Source organism: Vibrio sp. Y29_XK_CS5 (assembly GCF_024181835.1).
GTDB lineage: Bacteria > Pseudomonadota > Gammaproteobacteria > Enterobacterales > Vibrionaceae > Vibrio > Vibrio harveyi.
In genome coordinates, this window is sequence record NZ_JAMZAM010000006.1 from 272,343 (window position 1) to 293,330 (window position 20,988).

Here is a 20,988-nt window from a genome sequence, read left to right on the forward strand (position 1 = left end):
TTCTAGTTAAGCGCTGTATTAAGCGTAAAGTGGGTTTGTTTTTTCAGTGTCGATGTTGAACTTAGCAATCGCTTCAACGACGACTGACTTCTCAACATCACCACGTTTCGCTAGTTCAGTAAGAGCTGCAACAACTACGTAGCCTGCGTTAACTTCGAAGTGACGACGTAGGTTCTCACGGCTGTCAGAACGACCGTAACCATCAGTACCAAGTACTTTGTAAGACTCAGAAGGCATGAACGCACGAACTTGCTCAGAGTAGTTCTTCATGTAGTCAGTCGCTGCGATTGCTGGCTCAGTACCCATTACTTGTGCAATGTAAGGTACTTTTGCTTCTGCTTCTGGGTGAAGCATGTTGTAACGCTCTGCGTCTTGACCGTCACGAGTTAGCTCGTTGAACGATGTTACAGAGAACACGTCAGATGCGATGCCGTATTCTTCGCTTAGGATAGTCGCTGCTTTACGTACTTCGTTCATGATAGTACCAGAGCCCATTAGCTGAACTTTAGACTTGTCACCTGCGTAAGACTCAAGCTTGTAGATACCCTTACGGATACCTTCTTCAGCGCCTTCTGGCATTGCTGGCATTGCGTAGTTTTCGTTCATTACCGTTAGGTAGTAGAACACGTTCTCTTGGTTCTCACCGTACATGCGACGGATACCGTCTTGCATGATTACTGCAACTTCGTAAGCGAATGTTGGGTCGTAAGAGATACAGTTAGGAACTGTATTCGCCATGATGTGCGAGTGACCATCTTCGTGCTGTAGACCTTCACCGTTTAGCGTTGTACGACCAGCAGTAGCACCTAGTAGGAAACCACGAGCTTGTTGGTCACCAGCCATCCACGCCATATCACCTACACGTTGGAAACCAAACATTGAGTAGTAGATGTAGAACGGGATCATTGGTAGATCGTTCGTGCTGTATGACGTTGCTGCTGCAACCCATGAAGCCATTGAACCTAGTTCGTTGATACCTTCTTGTAGAACCTGACCTGAAGTTGCTTCTTTGTAGTAAGAAACGATGTCGCGATCTTGAGGTGTGTAGTTCTGACCGTGCGGGTTGTAAATACCGATCTGACGGAATAAACCTTCCATACCGAACGTACGAGCTTCGTCACAGATGATAGGAACGATGTTCTTACCAATGTTCTTGTTCTTAAGCAGGATATTAAGAGTACGAACGTAAGCCATTGTTGTAGAGATATCACGCTTCTGCTCACTTAGTAGCGGAGCGAACTCTTCTAGCTCAGGTGTTTTGAATTCTTGAGTGAACTTAGGTAGACGCTGTGGCGTGTAACCTTTTAGTTCTTTACGACGAGCGTGTAGGTATTCGTACTCCGCTGTACCTTCTTCAAGTTTCAGGTATGGAAGTTCTTTCACTGCTTCGTCAGTTAGGATGTCTTGAAGACCTAGACGATCACGTAGGTGTAGTACGTGAGTCATATCCATCTTCTTAACTTGGTGCGCGATGTTCTTACCTTCAGCCGCTTCACCCATACCGTAACCTTTAACAGTCTTCGCTAGGATTACTGTTGGACGACCTTTAGTTTCTGCCGCGTTTTTGTAAGCTGCGTACAGTTTAGAAGACTCGTGACCACCGCGCTTAAGTGCGAAGATTTCGTCATCAGTCATGTCTGCAACTAGTGCTGCAGTCTCTGGGTACTTACCAAAGAAGTGTTCACGTACGTAAGCACCGTCTTTAGATTTAAATGTTTGGTAGTCACCATCTACAGTTTCGTTCATCAACTGTAGAAGCTTGCCTGTTGTATCTTTAGCAAGTAGAGCATCCCAGTTGCTACCCCAGATAACTTTAACAACGTTCCAGCCAGCGCCTTTGAATAGACCTTCTAGCTCTTGGATGATGCTACCGTTACCCATTACAGGACCGTCTAGACGCTGTAGGTTACAGTTGATTAGGAATGTTAGGTTGTCTAGTTTCTCACGCGCAGCGAAAGAAAGTGAACCACGTGATTCTGGCTCATCCATTTCACCGTCACCTAGGAACGCGTATACACGCTGTGCAGACGTGTCTTTCAGACCACGACCGTCTAGGTACTTAAGGAAACGCGCTTGGTAGATCGCAGAAATTGGACCAAGACCCATAGATACTGTTGGGAACTGCCAGAACTCAGGCATCAATTTAGGGTGCGGGTATGATGGGATACCTTTACCGTCTACTTCTTGACGGAAGTTGTCTAGCTGCTCTTCAGTTAGACGACCTTCAACGAATGCACGAGCGTAGATGCCCGGAGAGATGTGACCTTGGTAGTAAACTAGATCGCCACCGTCCGTCTCGTTTGGAGCACGGAAGAAGTGGTTGAAACAAACTTCGTAGAACGCCGCTGCTGACTGGTAAGAAGCCATGTGACCACCTAGGTCTAGGTCTTTCTTAGAAGCACGCAATACGATCATGATTGCGTTCCAGCGAATAATCGAACGAATACGACGCTCAAGAGTTACGTCACCAGGGTAAGCTGGTTCTTGTGCTGCTGGAATAGTGTTGATGTAGTTTGTGTTGATGCCAGTTGGCATATCAACGCCGTCTAGACGTGCTTTTTCTAGAACGGTTTCTAGTAGAAACTGTGCACGTTCTACACCTTCTTCACGAACAACTGATTCAAGGGCTTGTAGCCAATCTTGAGTTTCCAGTGCATCTACGTCATGCTTCATGTCAGACATGGCGATCTATCCTTCTGTTGGTTGGATCTACTTATTTAAGTAAGCGGTTCTTGTATTAAGAATCGTTACCTTGCTGAATTCGACGCAGAGAACGCTCTCGTCGAGACTCTTCTCGAGTCAAATCCAACAATGTTTCTTCAATATAAGCTAAATGTGAGTGAGACATTTCACGTGCCTTTTCAGGCTGACCAGAAACAATCGCATCCACGATATTAGCTCTGTGTTTACTTACTTTATCGACCACTTCATCGCGGCGATGTAAGAGCTTTAGATTCTGTAGAACATTTTGCTCAAGCAAAGGCGCAAGACTGCGAACAATATGAAGCAGGACGACATTGTGTGCCGCTTCGGTCAAAGCAATCAGAAACTGCATCACTGCAGCGGCTTCTGCCTCAACGTTATCGCCTTTTTGCTCTTCGCTAATTTGATTCAAACAAGCTTGAATGCGTGCAAAATCTTCATCGGTACCACGCAAAGCTGCAAAGTACGCTGAAATCCCCTCCATCGCATGGCGCGATTCAAGTAGGTCTAACTGCGTTTCTGAGTGAGTCGACAACAAGTTCAACAACGGATCTGAAAAGCTTTTCCAGATGTTTTCACTAACGAATGTGCCACCGCCTTGACGACGAGTAAGCAAACGCTTTGCTTCTAAGCGTTGAATGGCTTCACGGACAGATGGACGAGACACATCGAACTGCTTAGCGAGTTCGCGCTCTGGTGGCAACTGCTGCCCCGGAGACAATGTTCCTTCCACAATCAACCTTTCTAGCTCTTGTTCAATAACATCAGAGAGCTTTGGCTGACGAATCCTTTGATAAGCCATAATTTATTGTTCTTCTACTCTTGCAGGTAATTGGTAATACCAATTTTAAGATGGTGCAGAAATTAACATAATTAAAACGCCACTGTCCAGCCAAAAATTGACCTAAATCATAGAATGGACTTACAACCAACACTCTGATAACAATCGACTATTAAAACAGCAATAAAATTGGTCTTACCAATTACATAAACAAAACAGATGGGAGCTCTGCGTGCTAGTAATTTTGATCAACAAAAACAAAAAATGACAAAATTATCCGTACATTTTTTCACCAACCGCTGTTTTGAGCGTTCAAAATGTAGTTAACTTTTAACAAGCATTCATATTTCTCGTATCAAAAAAAGGCATACTTGAGTGTATGCCTTATTTATTTCTGTTTTTTGAATTTACACTTTCGCTACAAGTTAGCGTTGTATTTGTTGCCTGAACTTGACCCAGTCAAAGCTTAGACCAGGATCGGCTTTTCTCAAGGGAGCGATATACTGATGCCCCGTGATTCGGGGTAAGGTGATTTTGGGGTAAGAATGCATGACCGCATGAGCCAAAGCTGTAAGTGATTGATATTGCTCTTCTGTATAAGCCACAAACTCAGTGCCTTCTAACTCAATACCAATCGAATAGTCATTGCAACGTTCACGACCAGCAAAGCTAGATTGCCCTGCATGCCAAGCTCTATCTAAAAACGAAACAAACTGAACAATTTCACCATTACGCTTTATTAAGCAATGTGCCGAAACGCCCATTTTGTGAATTACTTCAAAAAATGGATGTGCTTTAGGATCGAGATTGCCAGTAAAAAAGTCCTCTATATATGAACCACCAAACTGCCCTGGCGGCAAACTGATGTTGTGAACCACCAGCAGAGAGATGTCATCTTTGTCTGAACGAGCATCAAAGAATGGCGATGGAACATGCTTTGCTTGCGTCAACCAACCATTCTCGATTTTTAGGCACATATCAACCTCTCTACTTTGCAAATTAACTGCTGAAATTATTGACACCGGAGAGTATCATTCGTTGCCATCTCCCTTTCAAGACAAGATTTGCGATGAAGAACACACACAACAGCCAAGAACGCCTAGAATACCTTAAGCAACAGCTTCCATTAGAAATCACTCGTGCCGTAGCCGATACCCTAAAAGAAGACCTAGGTGGCACATTGGATGCAGACAGAGACATCACCGCATCGCTTATCCCAGCAGACGCTATTAACACAGCAACCATCATTACTCGTGAACACGGTGTATTTTGTGGTCAAGCATGGGCAGATGAAGTATTTAAACAACTGGGTGGCAAAGTCGCGATCGAATGGCATGTAAAAGATGGTGACAAGGTTGAACCAAACCAAACACTTTGCACACTGACTGGTCCTGCTCGTGATTTGCTCACTGGCGAGCGCAACGCGATGAACTTTATTCAAACCCTTTCAGGTTGCGCGACCATTACCGCTGAGTACGCAGAGAAAATTGCTCACACAGAGTGCCGCCTATTAGATACTCGTAAAACCATTCCGGGCTTACGCAGTGCGCTAAAATACGCAGTAGCCTGTGGCGGTGGTTTCAATCATCGTATCGGTGTATTCGATGCCTACCTTATTAAAGAAAACCACATCATTGCATGTGGCGGGATCACTCAAGCGATTACCACAGCAAAATCGTTGAACCCAGGTAAACCAGTTGAAGTGGAAACGGAAAGCTTGGACGAGCTAAAAGAAGCGATTGAAGCAGGTGCAGATATCATCATGCTCGATAACTTCACTACAGATATGATGCGTGAAGCCGTCGCTATCAATGCAGGACGCGCTGCGTTAGAAAACTCTGGCAATGTGACTCTAGAAACCATCGCTGAATACGCAGAAACAGGCGTAGATTACATCTCGGTGGGCGCTTTAACTAAGCACCTAAAAGCGATGGATCTTTCGATGCGCTTCAAGTAATCCAAACTAAATAAGCAAAAGTAATTCTCGTTAACTCATAGAGTTACTGCCATTAAACACCAATAAAGAGCCGCACGGCTCTTTATTTTTATCCGCATAAAAAATAACACCACTCGCAAAACCTTGCATGCAATATGCAACTTGAGTGTAAAGATTTTTATCTCAGTCGAGAGCTTCTCCCTTCCCAGTTTTCTCTTTCCTCTACTCTTTTTAATCTTCTGCCCCATGCATAAGCATTAACTAAATTTATCTTAAGGAAACAAGATGAAAACGAATAAACAGAAGAAGCAGCAGGGTTTTACTCTAATTGAATTGATGATCGTGGTAGCAGTTATTGGTGTTTTAGCAGCGATTGCAATGCCACAATACCAAAAGTATGTAGCTAAAAGTGAAGTTGCATCTGTTTTAGCAACATTGACAGGAGCTAAAACTAATGTAGAAGCTTACACGGTAGAGAACGGTTTATTTCCAGATGGCTCAGCTTCTGATGCAACACCAACGGCCCTAGGGGTTCCATCAATGCATTTAGGAACTGTAGCTTTTACAGACCAAAGTACTGATGGAGGCAAAATTTCTTTTACATTTGCAACAACAGCTAGTGCGGGTGTTAGTGCTTTAGTTTCAGGGAAAAAACTGACTCTTACGCGAACGGCAACATATGGAGGATGGGATTGCTCATCATCTGATTTGGATAGCGAATTGCTTCCTAAAACTTGTAAATAATGCTAACCAACCTTTCAACGGTTCTTCGCCAAGCTGGAATACTGACCTTTTCCCAAGAAGAATCGTTACTTGAGCAAGCAAAAGCTTCTGGCATTTCGATGCCGGAGGCTTTACTCAGTTCTGGCTTTTTCCAATCACATGAATTGACTGAGCACCTTAGCTCCATCTTTGGGCTTTCCTGCACATCACTCAGTCAGTATGAGTACTCGTCGCTGTGCCAAAAGCTTGGCTTACGCGATCTGATCACTCGACATAATGCCTTGCCACTCAATCGCACATCTTCCACATTAATACTCGCAGTTGCAGACCCAACTAACTTACAAGCGGAAGATGACTTTCGTTTTGCTACCGGTTTACAAGTCGAGCTTGTTCTGGCGGATTTTAAAGAACTCACCGCAGCCATTCGTCGTTTATATGGTCGTGCACTCGGTCAAGAAAAGTCCGGTCTTAAAGAAATCAACCAAGATGAACTGGCAGGTCTCGTTGATATTGGTGAGGACGAAATTGAGAACATTGAAGATCTCAGCCAAGATGAATCGCCTGTTAGTCGTTATATTAACCAAATTCTGCTCGATGCCGTTCGTAAAGGGGCTTCTGATATTCACTTCGAGCCCTATGAAAACATGTATCGAGTGCGTTTGCGTTGCGATGGCATCTTGATCGAAATTCAACAGCCTCCGAGCCATTTAAGCCGTCGCCTCTCAGCCCGAATAAAGATCCTATCTAAGCTTGATATCGCTGAGCGCCGTTTACCACAGGATGGTCGCATCAAGCTCAAATTAAACCAAGACACCGCGATTGATATGCGCGTTTCTACACTACCAACTCTGTTTGGGGAGAAAATCGTACTGCGTTTGCTCGACAGCAGTTCTGCAGCATTAGATATCAATAAACTCGGATACAGCGATCATCAAAAGCAATTGTATTTAGAAGCACTGCGCCGCCCACAAGGCATGATCCTAATGACAGGACCAACGGGCAGCGGCAAAACGGTTTCTCTTTACACTGGTTTGAGCATTCTCAATAAAACCGAGATCAATATTTCCACCGCTGAAGACCCCGTTGAGATCAACTTACCTGGCATTAACCAAGTTCAAGTTCAACCTAAGATCGGCTTTGGCTTTGCAGAAGCGCTTCGCTCTTTCTTACGTCAAGATCCCGATGTAGTCATGGTGGGTGAGATCCGAGATCTCGACACGGCAGAAATCGCGATCAAAGCGTCACAAACCGGGCACTTAGTCCTTTCTACCCTGCATACCAACTCCGCCGCCGAGACGGTTATTCGCTTATCAAATATGGGGGTAGAAAGCTTTAACCTCGCATCCTCTCTTAGTTTGATCATCGCTCAGCGTTTAGCTCGAAAACTTTGTCCACATTGCAGACTACCTCAAGAACCAAACAGCCAACTTCAACATATTGGAATTACCAGCACTGAAGATATCTTCCAAGCGAACCCTAACGGCTGTAACGAATGCACCCAAGGATACTCTGGTCGTACAGGCATTTACGAAGTGATGAAGTTTGATGAATCCCTATCAAATGCGCTCATCAAAGGCGCTTCAGTACATGAATTAGAAAAGCTAGCGATTGCCAATGGTATGCAGACTCTACAAATATCCGGCATTGAAAAGCTCAAACAAGGTGTCACCAGCTTTAGTGAGCTGCAACGTGTTCTCTATTTTTAACTTCTCAGATTTTATTAGGCAGTTACTTACACTATGAAAACCATCGCTCCACAACTTAAGAACTACCGTTGGAAAGGCATTAATAGCTCGGGTAAAAAAACCTCTGGTAATGTGCTCGCAATGACAGAAGTCGAGGTAAGAGAGCGCCTTGATGCTCAGCACATCAAGATAAAAAAACTCAAAAAAGGCAGTATTTCTTTTATCACCAAGATAAGTCATCGAGTAAAAGGCAAAGACATTACGGTGTTTACTCGTCAAATCGCCACCATGTTGATGACTGGCGTCCCTATTGTTCAGGCACTCAAGTTAGTTTCAGAGAACCATAAAAAAGCTGAAATGAAATCGATCCTAATGAGTGTGACGCGAGCGGTAGAAGCAGGGACACCGATGTCGAAAGCCATGCGTACCGCTAGCACGCACTTTGATCCACTTTACACCGACTTAATAGCAACAGGTGAGCAGTCCGGTAACTTATCCCAAGTCTTTGAGCGTCTGGCAACCTACCGAGAAAAAAGCGAGCAGTTGCGTGCAAAGGTTATTAAAGCGCTCATTTACCCGGCGATGGTGGTATTAGTAGCACTTGGGGTTTCTTATTTAATGCTGACAAAGGTTATTCCTGAGTTTGAAAAAATGTTTACAGGTTTTGGTGCCGAATTGCCCGCCTTCACCCAGATGGTACTCAACCTTTCTGCTTGGACCCAAAATTGGGGTCCCTTCATTGGGCTGAGCTTTGTGAGCTTACTCATTTCTGGCAAAATCATGTCACAACGCTCCGACTCATTTCGTCTTTTGACTGCACGGTCGAGTTTAAGAGTACCTATTTTAGGTCCAGTTTTATCCAAAGCTGCCATTGCGAAGTTTAGCCGTACTTTGGCGACCAGTTTTAGCGCAGGTATTCCTATCCTAACCGCCTTGAAAACTACCTCAAAAACCTCTGGTAACATGCATTATCAATTGGCAATCGAAGAGGTATATCGAGATACTGCCGCTGGTATGCCAATGTACATTGCCATGCGTAACTGTAACGTCTTCCCAGAATTGGTATTGCAAATGGTCATGATTGGTGAAGAGTCAGGTCGCTTAGATGACATGCTCAACAAGATAGCCGCTATTTATGAGTTCGAAGTCGATAACACCGTCGACAACCTAAGTAAGATTTTGGAACCGTTGATCATTGTTTTTCTGGGTGTCGTTGTCGGTGGTTTGGTGACAGCAATGTACTTACCAATCTTTAACTTGATGAGCGTATTGGGATAGAATGATCCTTTAGCAAATTAATTCTATCAAAACAGCACCTTGCTCGTTTGATTTACCGCTCAAGAGACTGATATGGAAGTATTCCAGTACTACCCATGGCTATTCGTTGTATTTACCGCTATTTTTGGTTTGATCGTGGGTAGTTTCCTCAACGTAGTTATTTACCGTTTACCTAAGATCATGGAACTAGAATGGCGACGCGAGTGCGCTGAATCATTCCCTGAATACAAGATCGAGCCACCAAAAGAGACATTAACCTTAAGCGTGCCACGTTCATCTTGTCAGCAATGCGGTACACATATCCGCATTAGAGACAATATCCCTGTGATTAGTTGGCTATTACTAAAAGGTAAATGCCACAACTGCCAATCACCTATCAGTGCCCGTTACCCTCTTATCGAACTGCTTACCGCTTTTTGTTCGGGTTTTATCGCTTTTCATTTCGGTTTTAGCTACTTCACTGTGGCGCTGGTTTTCTTTACCTTTGTATTGATTGCTGCCACATTTATCGACCTTGATACCATGTTGCTGCCAGACCAACTCACACTGCCATTGATGTGGGCGGGTATTGCTCTTGCTCTTGCCGGTATCAGCCCTGTGAGTCTTCAAGATTCTATTATTGGAGCAATGGCAGGCTACTTATGTCTTTGGAGTGTTTATTGGTTATTCAAACTCCTCACAGGCAAAGAGGGAATGGGCTATGGCGACTTTAAACTCCTTGCTGCATTAGGAGCTTGGCTGGGCTGGCAATCTCTGCCGATGATCATTTTACTTTCTTCGGTAGTAGGCGTCATTTTTGGTCTTATCCAGCTGCGCTTGCAAAAGCAAGGTATCGAAAAAGCCTTTCCTTTTGGTCCTTACCTTGCAATTGCAGGATGGGTGAGCCTAATTTGGGGCAATCAAATCCTCAACTGGTACTTTACGTCGATTCTAGGAGTGTAAATGGCTTTTGTTATTGGCCTAACCGGCGGTATTGCGAGCGGCAAAACCACCGTGGCAAACCTATTCAAACAGCAGTTCAAAATAGACATCGTTGACGCTGATATTGTGGCTCGTGAAGTCGTAGAGCCAGGCACACCTGGACTTAATGCCATCATTGAGCACTTTGGCACTGATATTGTCCGAGATGATCAAACACTTGATAGAGCCAAATTGAGAGAAAAAATCTTCTCTAACCCAGAGGAGAAAGCATGGGTGAATGGGTTATTGCACCCAATGATTCGCGAAAAGATGATCGAAGACTTGGAGCAAGTCACATCAGACTACGCTCTTTTAGTTGTACCTTTATTGGTAGAAAACAAGCTCGATAGTTTGTGCGATCGTGTACTTGTTGTTGATGTCGAGCCACAAACCCAGATCTCAAGAACGGTGAAACGCGATAACGTCAGCGAAGAACAGGCAAAAGCTATCTTGGCATCTCAAGCATCTCGTGAACAACGACTTGCTCTGGCTGATAATGTGGTTAAGAATAATCCAGATGACCCGGATCTTTTGCTTCAAATCACAGATTTACACGAAAAGTACCTAGCCATGTGTAAGAAAAATCTGCGAAAATAGGAATGAAAATCACCAAGGCTACTGTCGATGACCACGCACAAATTTGAACATCCGCTAAATGAAAAAACTCGTATTTATTTAAGAGTTGAGTCTTTGTTGCGTCAGGCTCATCTAGCCTCTGGTTTTGCTGACAATCATCAGTATCAACTGTTCTTCCGTGCACTCTTCGATATGGTCGAGATCTTTGAGCAAATTCAATTAAAAAGCGAACTGGCAAAAGATCTTGAAAAGCAACGTTTAGCTTATCGCAATTGGCTTAATGTCGATGGTGTCGATCAGCAAGCCCTTAGCGAACTCTTAAAAGAGATCGACGTGGTCCATAGCCAACTGATGACTGCTGAGCGTTTTGGTCAGGCACTTAAAGAAGATCGCTTCTTAAGTTCAATTCGCCAACGCTTTAACTTACCTGGAGGGTCATGTTGTTTTGATCTTCCTGCGTTGCACTACTGGCTTCATTTACCTATTGAGCGTAAAAAACACGATGCAGAACAGTGGCAAGCGAGTTTAAAACCTTTGTCTGATGCCTTAGCACTCTGGCTCAAGCTGACTCGCGAAACAGGACATTTCAAAGCACAAATCGCTCGCACTGGATTCTTCCAAAGCGACGCGGACGAAGCCAACATCCTGCGTTTACACATTCCAATGGAATACGGTGTCTACCCGATGATCTCGGGTCATAAAAACCGTTTTGCCATCAAATTCATGGCTTTTGACAGCGGTCAAGCTTGTACTCAAGACGTTGAGTTTGAACTCGCTGTTTGTAGCTAAGCGCAACTCGCACTACTATTGCCATAACACCTTTGAACACCGAATAAATAGGACGAATGACGATGTCTAAAATTACAGTCGTTCCATGCCCACAATGTGGTGCCGACGTAGAGTGGGGAGAGCAAAGTCCTCACCGCCCTTTCTGTAGCAAACAGTGCCAAATGATTGATTTTGGCGAATGGGCTGACGAAGAAAATACCATTCCTGGCGCACCAGATATGTCGGACAGTGATGGTTGGTCTGAAGACCAATACTAAGAAGCTAGAACTCAGAAACGAGAGCACCACGCTTCGAGAATAAAAAGAAGGGTTGATGTGAGAACATCGGCCCTTTTTGTATTACGCCGAAAGAGAGATTCCGACAATGCGCATTCGTCGCTTTCGGGAATGACACCGTTTGGGTTCATTTGTTTTTTATTCATCATCCTCAAGGGCGAGGAACGAGCGAGTTGGGGATCCCTTTTTCACTCTCTCGTAGGACAAATGCCGCTCACTAACCGAAGCGCTCTACTATATCAGAGCAAGTATTCCTGACTCTCGAAGCATAACGTCCTTTTTCGTGCATAAAAAAACGGAGCCCAAATGGGCTCCGTTTACTATGAGAACGCTAGTTATAGCATTACTTCTTAGCAAGTTTCTCTTTGATACGAGCAGACTTACCAGAACGCTCACGTAGGTAGTACAACTTGGCACGACGTACTGCACCACGGCGTTTAACTTCGATGCTATCAACGATTGGAGAGTGTGTTTGGAACGTACGCTCAACACCTTCACCGTTAGAGATCTTACGTACAGTGAAAGCAGAGTGAAGACCACGGTTACGGATTGCGATTACAACGCCTTCGAAAGCCTGTAGACGCTCACGGTCACCTTCTTTAACTTTAACCTGAACTACAACAGTGTCACCTGGTGCAAATTTAGGTAGGTCTGATTTCATTTGCTCTTCTTCAAGAGCCTTGATGATGTTACTCATTTTTTAAATTCCTAGAATAAACTGATACTAAATAAATTAGGTTACTTTGCACTATGTTCACTAATGAACTCAGCAAGTAATTGTTCCTGTTCGTCAGTCAGAGCTAGGTTTTCCAGGAGCTCTGGTCTTCTAAGCCAAGTTCGGCCCAGCGACTGTTTTAGTCGCCATTGACGAATGTCCTTGTGATTGCCTGACATCAGTACCGCTGGTACTTCTTTGTCATCCAATACTTCTGGACGCGTATAGTGAGGGCAATCTAACAAACCATTTGCAAAAGAATCTTCCTCTGCTGACGCGAAATCCCCTAGTACACCCGGAACAAACCGAGAGACAGAATCGATTAACGTCATGGCAGGTATCTCACCACCCGTCATCACAAAATCTCCAATCGACCATTCTTCGTCGACTTCAGATTGAATGATGCGCTCATCTACCCCTTCGTAACGACCACAAATCAGAAGTAAATTCTCATTCGTTGCCAGTTCTTCAACGCCTTTCTGATCGAGCTTACGACCTTGAGGAGAAAGGTAAATGACTTTCGTCTTACCCGGTGAGGCTGCTTTCGCGGTATGAATGGCATCGCGCAAAGGCTGAACCATCATTAACATACCAGGACCACCACCGTAAGGTCGGTCATCGACAGTGCGATGTTTGTCATGAGTGAAATCACGAGGATTCCAAGTCTCAATCGACAAAAGACCTTTTTTAACCGCTTGACCTGTTACCCCAAAATCAGTAACAGAACGGAACATTTCAGGAAAAAGGCTAATAACGCCAACCCACATGTTTATCTCGCTCTGTAATTTTGGAGATTAGAATCCAGGATCCCAGTCAACTTCGATCCGTTGAGCTTCGCGATCAACTTTGATGATCACTTGCTCTTCAAGGAACGGGATTAATCGTTCCTTTTGCCCGAAAGCATCTTTTAGATTTGCTTTAACAACCAGAACATCGTTTGAGCCAGTTTCTAGAATGTCAGATACGACACCGAGATCGTAACCTTTAGTGGTTACTACTTGCATCCCAAACAATTCACGCCAGTAGAACTCATCTTCTGACAATTCAGGTAGTACCGCAGGGTCAATAGCAATCTCAAAGTTCGTCAGTAAGTGTGCGTCTTCACGAACTTCCAGACCTTCAAGCTTAGCCACCATACCTTTGTTATGGCGCTTCCAGCTTTCTACTTTGAACTCAACCCACGTACCCTTTTGGTTAATAAACCAAGGGCTGTAATCGAAAATGCTTTCAGCATTGTCTGTGTAGGAAAAAACTTTAAGCCAACCACGAATGCCGTAAGTAGCACCAAACTTGCCTACAACAATCTTTTCGTTGCTCATTGTTTCTTTACCTTTCATCGACATAAACTAGTTTCTACTTCTAAAGTAAAAATTAAGCCGCTTTTTGAGCGTCTTTAACTAGCTTAGCAACGCGGTCAGATAGAGACGCGCCTTGACCAACCCAGTGGTTAACGCGGTCTAGGTCTAGACGTAGACCTTCTTCTTGACCTTGTGCAGTTGGGTTAAAGAAACCAACTTTCTCGATGAAACGGCCAGTTGCAGCGTTGCGGCTGTCCGCTACTACGATTTGATAAAATGGACGCTTCTTAGCGCCGTGACGTGCCAAACGAATGGTTACCATGTCGTCCTCTTTGCTTTCTCAAAAATAAAATTAACCCCAACAATCATCCAAAAAACTGAATAATCTGGGGTCTCGTGCCAAAATAAAGCTCCGGAATTTTACTCTTATCCCGGAGCAATGCAAGGGGTTTAGTTACTTTTTCACCAACATAAATTGAAATCCAAGTTTGTGACGTAGCTAACACCCTGAAACTAAAGTCTAGGCAATCGTTTAACGACCAAATGGGTTGAAGCCACCGCCTCCGCCCATGCCACCCATCATGCCTTGCATGTTACGCATCATGCCTTTCATGCCGCCCTTCTGCATTTTCTTCATCATCTTCTGCATTTGGGTGAACTGTTTCAGCAGACGGTTAACGTCTTGAACCTGAACACCAGAACCCGCAGCGATACGTTTCTTGCGCGACCCTTTGATGATTTCTGGGCGTTGACGTTCTTTCATTGTCATTGAGCTGATGATCGCTTCCATTTGCTTGAACATCTTGTCATCAACTTTGTCTTTCACGTCTGATGGTAACTGAGACATGCCTGGAAGCTTGTCTAGCATGCCCATCATGCCACCCATGTTTTGCATTTGACCGAGCTGTTCACGGAAGTCTTCAAGGTCGAAGCCTTTCTTCTCTTTGAACTTCTTCGCTAGCTTCTCTGCTTTGTCTTGGTCAACATTGCGTTGTAGGTCTTCAATCAGTGACAGTACATCACCCATGCCTAGAATACGCGATGCAACACGATCAGGGTGGAATGGTTCTAGTGCGTCGGTTTTCTCACCCACACCGAGGAATTTGATTGGCTTACCCGTAATGTGACGAACTGATAGCGCCGCACCACCACGTGCATCACCATCCACTTTAGTCAGAATCACACCAGTTAGTGGTAGTGCATCACCGAATGCTTTTGCTGTGTTCGCCGCATCTTGACCTGTCATTGCATCAACAACGAACAGTGTTTCAACCGGGTTAATCGCTGAGTGAAGATCTTTAATCTCACCCATCATTTCTTCATCGATAGCCAAACGACCAGCGGTATCGACAATTAATACGTCGTAGAATTTCTTCTTTGCGTAGTCAATTGCTGCATTAGCAATATCAAGTGGCTTTTGATCTGGTGAAGATGGGAAGAAATCGACACCGATGTCTGATGCTAGGGTTTCTAGCTGCTTGATCGCTGCAGGACGGTAAACGTCGGCAGACACAACCAAAACTTTCTTCTTATCACGCTCTTTTAGAAGCTTAGATAGCTTACCTACCGATGTAGTTTTACCCGCACCTTGTAGACCCGCCATCAAAAGCACTGCTGGCGGCTGCGCTGCTAGGTTCAGTGCTTCATTAGATTCACCCATTACCGCTTCAAGCTCAGCTTGAACGATCTTGATGAACTCTTGACCCGGCGTTAGGGATTTAGAAACTTCTACACCTACCGCTTTTTCTTTAACGCGGTTTACAAATTCACGTACAACAGGAAGCGCAACGTCCGCTTCCAATAGTGCCATGCGTACTTCACGTAGGGTTTCTTTAATGTTGTCTTCGGTCAGACGACCTTTACCACTGATATTCTTCAGCGTTTTGGATAATCGATCCGTTAAATTCTCAAACATCTTTGTCTCTTCGCTAAAATGGCGATTAATTAGTGTGAGTATACCTTAGCCAACGTCACAGTCATACCCGAACACGGCTCTTATCCTTAACTTGAGGGCTAACTCGTTAATTTCAATATCTCATCTCTCGTGATTGATGAGGCATAGCCCATAGCCCCAAAGAGTAATGCAAGGTATAATTTTCACCATTGTGCACAATAACTCTTAAGATTCATGGATAGCTTAATTGCCATCGCAGCCGCCATTCTTTACGTTCTGGCAATTGCGACCATCATTCCCGGACTCTCTCAACAGTCAGGAATTAAAGCGAAAACCGTATTTGCCAGCGCGGCATGTGCGTTGGTTTTTCACGCTTGGATTCTGAGTGATCTGATTTTCGACGGTTCAGGGCAAAACCTCAGCATTCTTAATGTCGCCTCTCTTATCAGCTTTATTATCTCGCTGGTGATGAGCGTTGCGATGCTGAAGAACCGCTTGTGGTTCCTTCTTCCTGTGGTTTATAGCTTTGCTGCCATCAATTTAACTGCTGCTACTTTCTTACCAAGCACTTTTATTAAGCATTTAGAGAACGACCCTAAGCTACTTATACACATTTCCTTTGCGCTCTTTTCCTACGCAACTTTAACTATCGGTGCCCTATACGCACTGCAACTTGCGTGGCTCGACCACAAACTAAAAGCCAAGAAGTCGTTAGCAATTAATCCGAATTTGCCACCTTTGATGATGGTAGAGCGTCAACTGTTCAAGATTATTTTGATTGGTAACTTGCTCCTAACGGGAACCTTGATTACTGGTTTTGTTTTTGTACAAGACATGTTTGCTCAAGGAAAAGCTCATAAAGGTATCCTTTCTTTCATCGCTTGGGTTGTGTACTCAATTCTACTTTGGGGGCATTACCAGAAAGGCTGGCGAGGCAAGAAAGTGACATGGTTCGCGGTAGCAGGGGCGACCTTGTTAACCTTAGCGTACTTCGGTAGTCGCTTTGTGAAAGAAATCATCTTAAGTTGATGTTCTCCATCTATAAAATGCAATTAATAAGGAGCCTAGGGCTCCTTATCCTTTATATTAAAGGGCAAATAAAATAGAGTAACCCTTATTGCATTGACTTAATGGCCAAGCTCGGTCATAAATTAACCAAACACATACAAGGAACAGCAGCGTTTTGGACGACATATCTACGGGTATCTTATTTGCGCTACTCGCGTGTCTTATCGTCATATCAGGTTACTTCTCCGGTTCAGAAACAGGGATGATGTCTTTGAACCGATACCGCTTAAAGCACTTAGCCAATAATGGGCATAAAGGGGCGAAGCGAGTCGAAAAACTACTAGACCGCCCAGATCGACTGATTGGTCTTATTCTTATCGGTAACAACCTCGTCAATATTCTCGCGTCTGCCATCGCAACCATTTTAGGTATGCGGTTATACGGAGACTTAGGGGTTGCGATTGCCACTGGCGCACTCACCATGGTTGTCCTTGTGTTTGCAGAAGTCACACCGAAGACCATCGCCTCGCTTTACCCAGAGCGCGTCTCTTACGCGAGCAGCATTCTCCTCACCATTCTAATGAAAATTCTGTCACCTCTGGTGAGGTTAGTTAACTTCATTACTAACGGTTTTATCCGTTTGATTGGTGTGAAAGCCGATCACACCACAGAAGATCATCTAAGCTCAGAAGAACTGCGCACCGTCGTTAATGAAGCAGGCGGTCTTATCCCTCGTCGTCACCAAGACATGCTGGTATCGATTCTGGATCTAGAACACGTCACCGTTAACGACATCATGGTGCCACGCAATGAGATCACAGGGATCGACATCAATGATGATTGGAAATCTATCGTCCGTCAGCTTACTCACTCTCCTCATGGTCGCATTGTGTTGTACCGTGATCAGATTGATGAAGTCGTTGGTATGCTGCGCCTACGTGAAGCATACCGATTAATGCTAGAGAAGAATGAATTCAACAAAGAAACACTACTGCGCGCTGCTGATGAGGTGTACTACATCCCAGAAGGTACGCCACTGAATGTGCAGATGTTGAAATTCCAGCGTAACAAGCAGCGTATCGGTTTGATTGTCGATGAGTATGGTGACATTAATGGTCTCGTCACTTTGGAAGATATCTTAGAAGAGATTGTTGGTGAATTTACGACTTCCATTGCACCAAGCTTGTCAGAAGAGATTACTCCTCAAGGTGACGGCAGCTTCCTGATTGAAGGTAGCGCCAACATTCGTGACATCAACAAAGGCTTGAAATGGAAACTACCAACCGATGGTCCACGCACTTTGAACGGTCTGATTCTAGAGCATTTAGAAGACATTCCTGAAAGCCACTTGAGTGTGCAAGTTGCCGGACATCCAATGGAAATTGTCGATATTGAAGAGAACCGCATCAAGCTGGTGAAGGTGTACCCAAAGCTCAAGAAGAGCAGTTAACTTCACCACTTTGAATATTCTAATCAACAAAAAAATAGCCTGACAGTGTCAGGCTATTTTTTGTTTTCAGAGATCTAAACTCAACGCTAAGTTAGTCGATACGTAACTCTTTCAGCATAGATTCTGGCAGTGCCAAATCATCATTCTTATTGACTGCAACGCCCGCTTCTAGAATGTTTTTCGCGATTTGCTTTGCCTCATCTAAAGAGTGCATTGCAGCTGTACCACATTGGTATTCATTCAGCTCAGGGATCTTGTTTTGACTTTCTACTTTCAATACGTCTTCCATTGCTGCAACCCAAGCATCCGCCACTTGCTGCTCTGAAGGCGTACCAATCAAGCTCATGTAGAAACCGGTACGGCAACCCATTGGTGAGATATCGATGATCTCAACGCTATCACCGTTTAAGTGGTTGCGCATAAAGCCAGCGTACAAATGCTCTAAAGTGTGAATTCCCTTCTCAGAAAGGATGTCTTTGTTCGGTGCAGTAAAACGTAAGTCAAATACTGTGATGGTGTCTCCCTTTGGAGTTTGCATCGTTTTAGCCACACGAACTGCTGGCGCATGCATACGTGTGTGGTCTACGGTAAAACTGTCTAATAAAGGCATTACATCTCTCCTGATTGTAACCTCCAATACTTACACGTATTGGTCATTATTTCTGTTCATTTCCCCTCTGACTATTAGGGGGGAGACTAAAAGAACCAGCTGCTGTTGTCTTCTAATTCCTGACGACATTGCTTCAGCTGCCAGCCATAAGTCTTGGCGGTTTGCTCCACGCGTCTTGCAACTTTAACTAAGCTAGGTTTGCTTTTATAGGTCCCACGCTTATAGCCACCACGTCCTTCATGGTACGCAAGATACTGGTTGTAAGGGTCCCATAACGAAATGCCTAATTGACGACGAGTCTCATGGGTATACCAACCGACAAACATCATTGAATCGTCAAAATTGGTGCGTGAACCACCTTGTCCTGTCGCTTTTTGAAAATCTTCCCAAGCAGGGTCTTGAGCTTGAGCATAACCGTAAGCACTGCTGACACGTCCCCATGGAATAAAACCGAGAATGTAATCTTTTGGCGGTCGAGCATCATGACGAAAGCTACTTTCTTGCTTAATGATCGCCATGGCAACATTTATCGGTGTGCCCCACTCTTCTTCCATGTCTTTGGCATCTTCGTACCAACCGGATTTTTCTCGGAATATTTCACATAGGTTATCTTGTTGCTTTGGGGGCGCAGTTGCACAACCGGCTAACATCACGCTCCCAAGCACAGACACCACTAACGGCTTAATGTCCAATCCCTGCCCTTACTGCTGGTTATTGTTTTAAGTAAGCAAAGTAATCTTCTAGGAAATCATCGAACGATAGAGTATCGCTTTGCTCTGCTTGTTTTTGTTTCTCTACCGATGTTGCAACTTCCGTTTCCATTGCATCGGCTGAATATTGTTCATAGTTGTGTGCTAGGTTTTCTTCGCGGAATTTCATGCCAAGCGCACAACCCACTTTACCTAAACCACCATGCTCTTTTGTCAGCTCAAGCAACTGACCAGAAATGGTTAGCTCTGGCTCATCAATCCAAGACTCAAGTTTGTCACAAACTGCTTGGTACGCATTTCCACCAGCAACCGTGTCCATTTCAACCGCAATCTGACGAAGGTCAGCAAACACACGATGTGCCCAGTCTTGTAGAGACAGGCGCTCACCTTGGCAACCGATTTGTAGCATCAAACCTTTCTCACGACCAGACACAATGACCTTGTTCCAGTTGTCACGCCAGCATTCAAGCTCACAGTTGTCCATTGGGTCAGAATCTGAAAGTGCCGCCCAAGTAAGGAATAGATCAAGGAAGCGAACCTGCTCTTCACTCACACCAACGGCGCTGAACGGGTTCACGTCTAGCGAACGAACTTCAATGTACTCTACACCGCCACGTTTAAGCGCTTCAGAAGGTTTTTCACCGCTCTTAGTTACACGTTTAGGACGAATTGGCGCGTACAGTTCGTTTTCAATTTGCAGAATGTTCGAGTTAAGTTGACGGTATTGACCATCCACTTTTACCCCAATCTGAGCAAACTCTTCCGATGGGTGACGAATTGCATCATCTAGACCATCAAGATACTGCTCGATAGAGTTAAAGCCAATCTTAAGTACGCTTTGTGCGCTGTTGGTGTAACCGAGATCACTTAGGCGCAGCGACGTCGCTTTAGGCAAGTATAGAGTGCCGCCAACTTTCTCAAATGGTAGGTCAGTTTCACGACCTTGAATGAATGAACCACAAAGTGCTGGTGACGCCCCAAAGAAGTACGGAATCATCCAGCCAAAACGGTAGTAATTACGAATCAGCGCAAAGTACGCAGCAGATTTCGTTTCTTGGCGTGCTTCTTCATCTTGTTTGCCATGCAGAGCGTCCCAGAATGATTCAGGAAAAGAGAAGTTAAAATGCACGCCCGAGATAATTTGCATCAGGCTACCGTAGCGGCGTTTTAGACCTTCACGATAAAGCGTTTTCATTTTAGCTGAGTTCGATGAGCCATATTGTGCCAGCTGAATATCATCCTCCGAGCCCACGTAACATGGCATTGAAAGTGGCCACATTTTCTCTTCACCCATTTTGGTTTGAGTGAAGTGATGGATATCTTTCAACTGCCCCATTAATTCAGGGATCTCGTGCGATACAGGAGTGATGAACTCCAGCAGGGATTCTGAAAAGTCGGTCGTAATCCATTTGTTTGTGAACGCTGAGCCCAAACCCTCGGGATGAGGTGTTGTTGCTAGGTGTCCATCCTGACGATAGCGCAAAGTTTCTCGCTCAACACCGCGTCCAAACTGCTTAAATACTTCTGGGTTTGATGCAACTTGTTTTAGTCGCGCAGCAAAATCAGTCAAAATGAGGTTCGCTTATATTGGGAGCAG

Annotated in this window: 21 protein-coding genes; 10 read left to right on the top strand and 11 right to left on the bottom strand. The window is 44.6% G+C overall.

Annotated elements, in window-relative coordinates; all coding sequences use genetic code 11:
* Positions 1-18: 18 nt before the first annotated feature.
* From aceE to ampD, 3 genes are all read right to left on the bottom strand, one after another.
* Positions 19-2,682, bottom strand: a complete 2,664-nt coding sequence (gene aceE, locus NL647_RS21845) for a pyruvate dehydrogenase (acetyl-transferring), homodimeric type (protein ID WP_005446262.1) — start codon at positions 2,680-2,682, stop codon at positions 19-21.
* Between the two features lie 55 nt (positions 2,683-2,737).
* Positions 2,738-3,505 (bottom strand): pyruvate dehydrogenase complex transcriptional repressor PdhR, encoded by a 768-nt coding sequence (gene pdhR / locus NL647_RS21850; protein ID WP_005446261.1) that lies wholly within the window; start codon positions 3,503-3,505, stop codon positions 2,738-2,740.
* Positions 3,506-3,909: 404 nt separating this feature from the next.
* Entirely contained in the window at positions 3,910-4,461 is a 552-nt protein-coding gene (gene ampD / locus NL647_RS21855) for a 1,6-anhydro-N-acetylmuramyl-L-alanine amidase AmpD (protein ID WP_017189135.1), read from the bottom strand.
* 92 nt (positions 4,462-4,553) lie between these two features.
* Between ampD and nadC the strand changes: the two genes are divergently transcribed.
* From nadC to yacG, 8 genes are all read left to right on the top strand, one after another.
* Positions 4,554-5,441, top strand: a complete 888-nt coding sequence (gene nadC / locus NL647_RS21860) for a carboxylating nicotinate-nucleotide diphosphorylase (protein ID WP_074050812.1) — start codon at positions 4,554-4,556, stop codon at positions 5,439-5,441.
* Positions 5,442-5,705: 264 nt separating this feature from the next.
* A complete protein-coding gene (locus tag NL647_RS21865) occupies positions 5,706-6,164 on the top strand; it encodes a pilin (protein WP_239210719.1) in 459 nt (152 codons plus the stop codon).
* Positions 6,164-7,849: a type IV-A pilus assembly ATPase PilB gene (gene pilB, locus NL647_RS21870; protein WP_253650673.1), complete on the top strand. Its 1,686-nt coding sequence runs from the start codon at positions 6,164-6,166 to the stop codon at positions 7,847-7,849. The genes NL647_RS21865 and pilB overlap by 1 nt, the downstream gene beginning before the upstream one ends.
* A gap of 33 nt (positions 7,850-7,882) precedes the next feature.
* On the top strand, positions 7,883-9,106 hold the full coding sequence (locus tag NL647_RS21875) for a type II secretion system F family protein (RefSeq protein WP_005446256.1): 1,224 nt from the start codon (positions 7,883-7,885) through the stop codon (positions 9,104-9,106).
* A 72-nt stretch (positions 9,107-9,178) separates the two neighbouring features.
* On the top strand, positions 9,179-10,048 hold the full coding sequence (locus NL647_RS21880) for an A24 family peptidase (protein WP_005446255.1): 870 nt from the start codon (positions 9,179-9,181) through the stop codon (positions 10,046-10,048).
* On the top strand, positions 10,049-10,663 hold the full coding sequence (gene coaE, locus NL647_RS21885) for a dephospho-CoA kinase (protein WP_050922069.1): 615 nt from the start codon (positions 10,049-10,051) through the stop codon (positions 10,661-10,663).
* 27 nt (positions 10,664-10,690) lie between these two features.
* Complete coding sequence (gene zapD, locus NL647_RS21890) at positions 10,691-11,431, top strand: cell division protein ZapD (RefSeq protein WP_253650674.1); 741 nt, start codon at positions 10,691-10,693, stop codon at positions 11,429-11,431.
* A 56-nt stretch (positions 11,432-11,487) separates the two neighbouring features.
* A complete protein-coding gene (yacG, locus tag NL647_RS21895) occupies positions 11,488-11,688 on the top strand; it encodes a DNA gyrase inhibitor YacG (protein ID WP_026000212.1) in 201 nt (66 codons plus the stop codon).
* A 361-nt stretch (positions 11,689-12,049) separates the two neighbouring features.
* Here the strand turns inward: yacG and rplS are convergent, their stop codons facing one another.
* From rplS to ffh, 5 genes are all read right to left on the bottom strand, one after another.
* Positions 12,050-12,403, bottom strand: a complete 354-nt coding sequence (gene rplS / locus NL647_RS21900; RefSeq protein ID WP_005379971.1) for a 50S ribosomal protein L19 — start codon at positions 12,401-12,403, stop codon at positions 12,050-12,052.
* A gap of 41 nt (positions 12,404-12,444) precedes the next feature.
* A complete protein-coding gene (trmD, locus tag NL647_RS21905) occupies positions 12,445-13,188 on the bottom strand; it encodes a tRNA (guanosine(37)-N1)-methyltransferase TrmD (RefSeq protein ID WP_005446247.1) in 744 nt (247 codons plus the stop codon).
* 27 nt (positions 13,189-13,215) lie between these two features.
* Positions 13,216-13,764, bottom strand: a complete 549-nt coding sequence (gene rimM, locus NL647_RS21910) for a ribosome maturation factor RimM (RefSeq protein ID WP_005446245.1) — start codon at positions 13,762-13,764, stop codon at positions 13,216-13,218.
* A 28-nt stretch (positions 13,765-13,792) separates the two neighbouring features.
* Positions 13,793-14,041, bottom strand: a complete 249-nt coding sequence (gene rpsP / locus NL647_RS21915; RefSeq protein ID WP_004410028.1) for a 30S ribosomal protein S16 — start codon at positions 14,039-14,041, stop codon at positions 13,793-13,795.
* A 210-nt stretch (positions 14,042-14,251) separates the two neighbouring features.
* On the bottom strand, positions 14,252-15,634 hold the full coding sequence (gene ffh, locus NL647_RS21920; protein ID WP_187992703.1) for a signal recognition particle protein: 1,383 nt from the start codon (positions 15,632-15,634) through the stop codon (positions 14,252-14,254).
* Between the two features lie 213 nt (positions 15,635-15,847).
* Between ffh and NL647_RS21925 the strand changes: the two genes are divergently transcribed.
* Positions 15,848-16,642: an inner membrane protein YpjD gene (locus tag NL647_RS21925; RefSeq protein WP_005446240.1), complete on the top strand. Its 795-nt coding sequence runs from the start codon at positions 15,848-15,850 to the stop codon at positions 16,640-16,642.
* A gap of 154 nt (positions 16,643-16,796) precedes the next feature.
* Complete coding sequence (locus NL647_RS21930) at positions 16,797-18,071, top strand: HlyC/CorC family transporter (RefSeq protein ID WP_005446238.1); 1,275 nt, start codon at positions 16,797-16,799, stop codon at positions 18,069-18,071.
* 91 nt (positions 18,072-18,162) lie between these two features.
* On the opposite strand, the gene luxS is transcribed toward NL647_RS21930, so the two are convergent.
* From luxS to gshA, 3 genes are all read right to left on the bottom strand, one after another.
* Positions 18,163-18,681 carry an S-ribosylhomocysteine lyase gene (gene luxS / locus NL647_RS21935; RefSeq protein WP_005448429.1) on the bottom strand — a complete coding sequence of 173 codons (519 nt, stop codon included), beginning with the start codon at positions 18,679-18,681 and terminating at the stop codon, positions 18,163-18,165.
* 86 nt (positions 18,682-18,767) lie between these two features.
* Entirely contained in the window at positions 18,768-19,373 is a 606-nt protein-coding gene (locus NL647_RS21940; RefSeq protein ID WP_029790340.1) for a hypothetical protein, read from the bottom strand.
* Positions 19,374-19,392: 19 nt separating this feature from the next.
* Positions 19,393-20,961, bottom strand: a complete 1,569-nt coding sequence (gshA, locus tag NL647_RS21945) for a glutamate--cysteine ligase (RefSeq protein WP_017189127.1) — start codon at positions 20,959-20,961, stop codon at positions 19,393-19,395.
* Between the last annotated feature and the right edge of the window lie 27 nt (positions 20,962-20,988).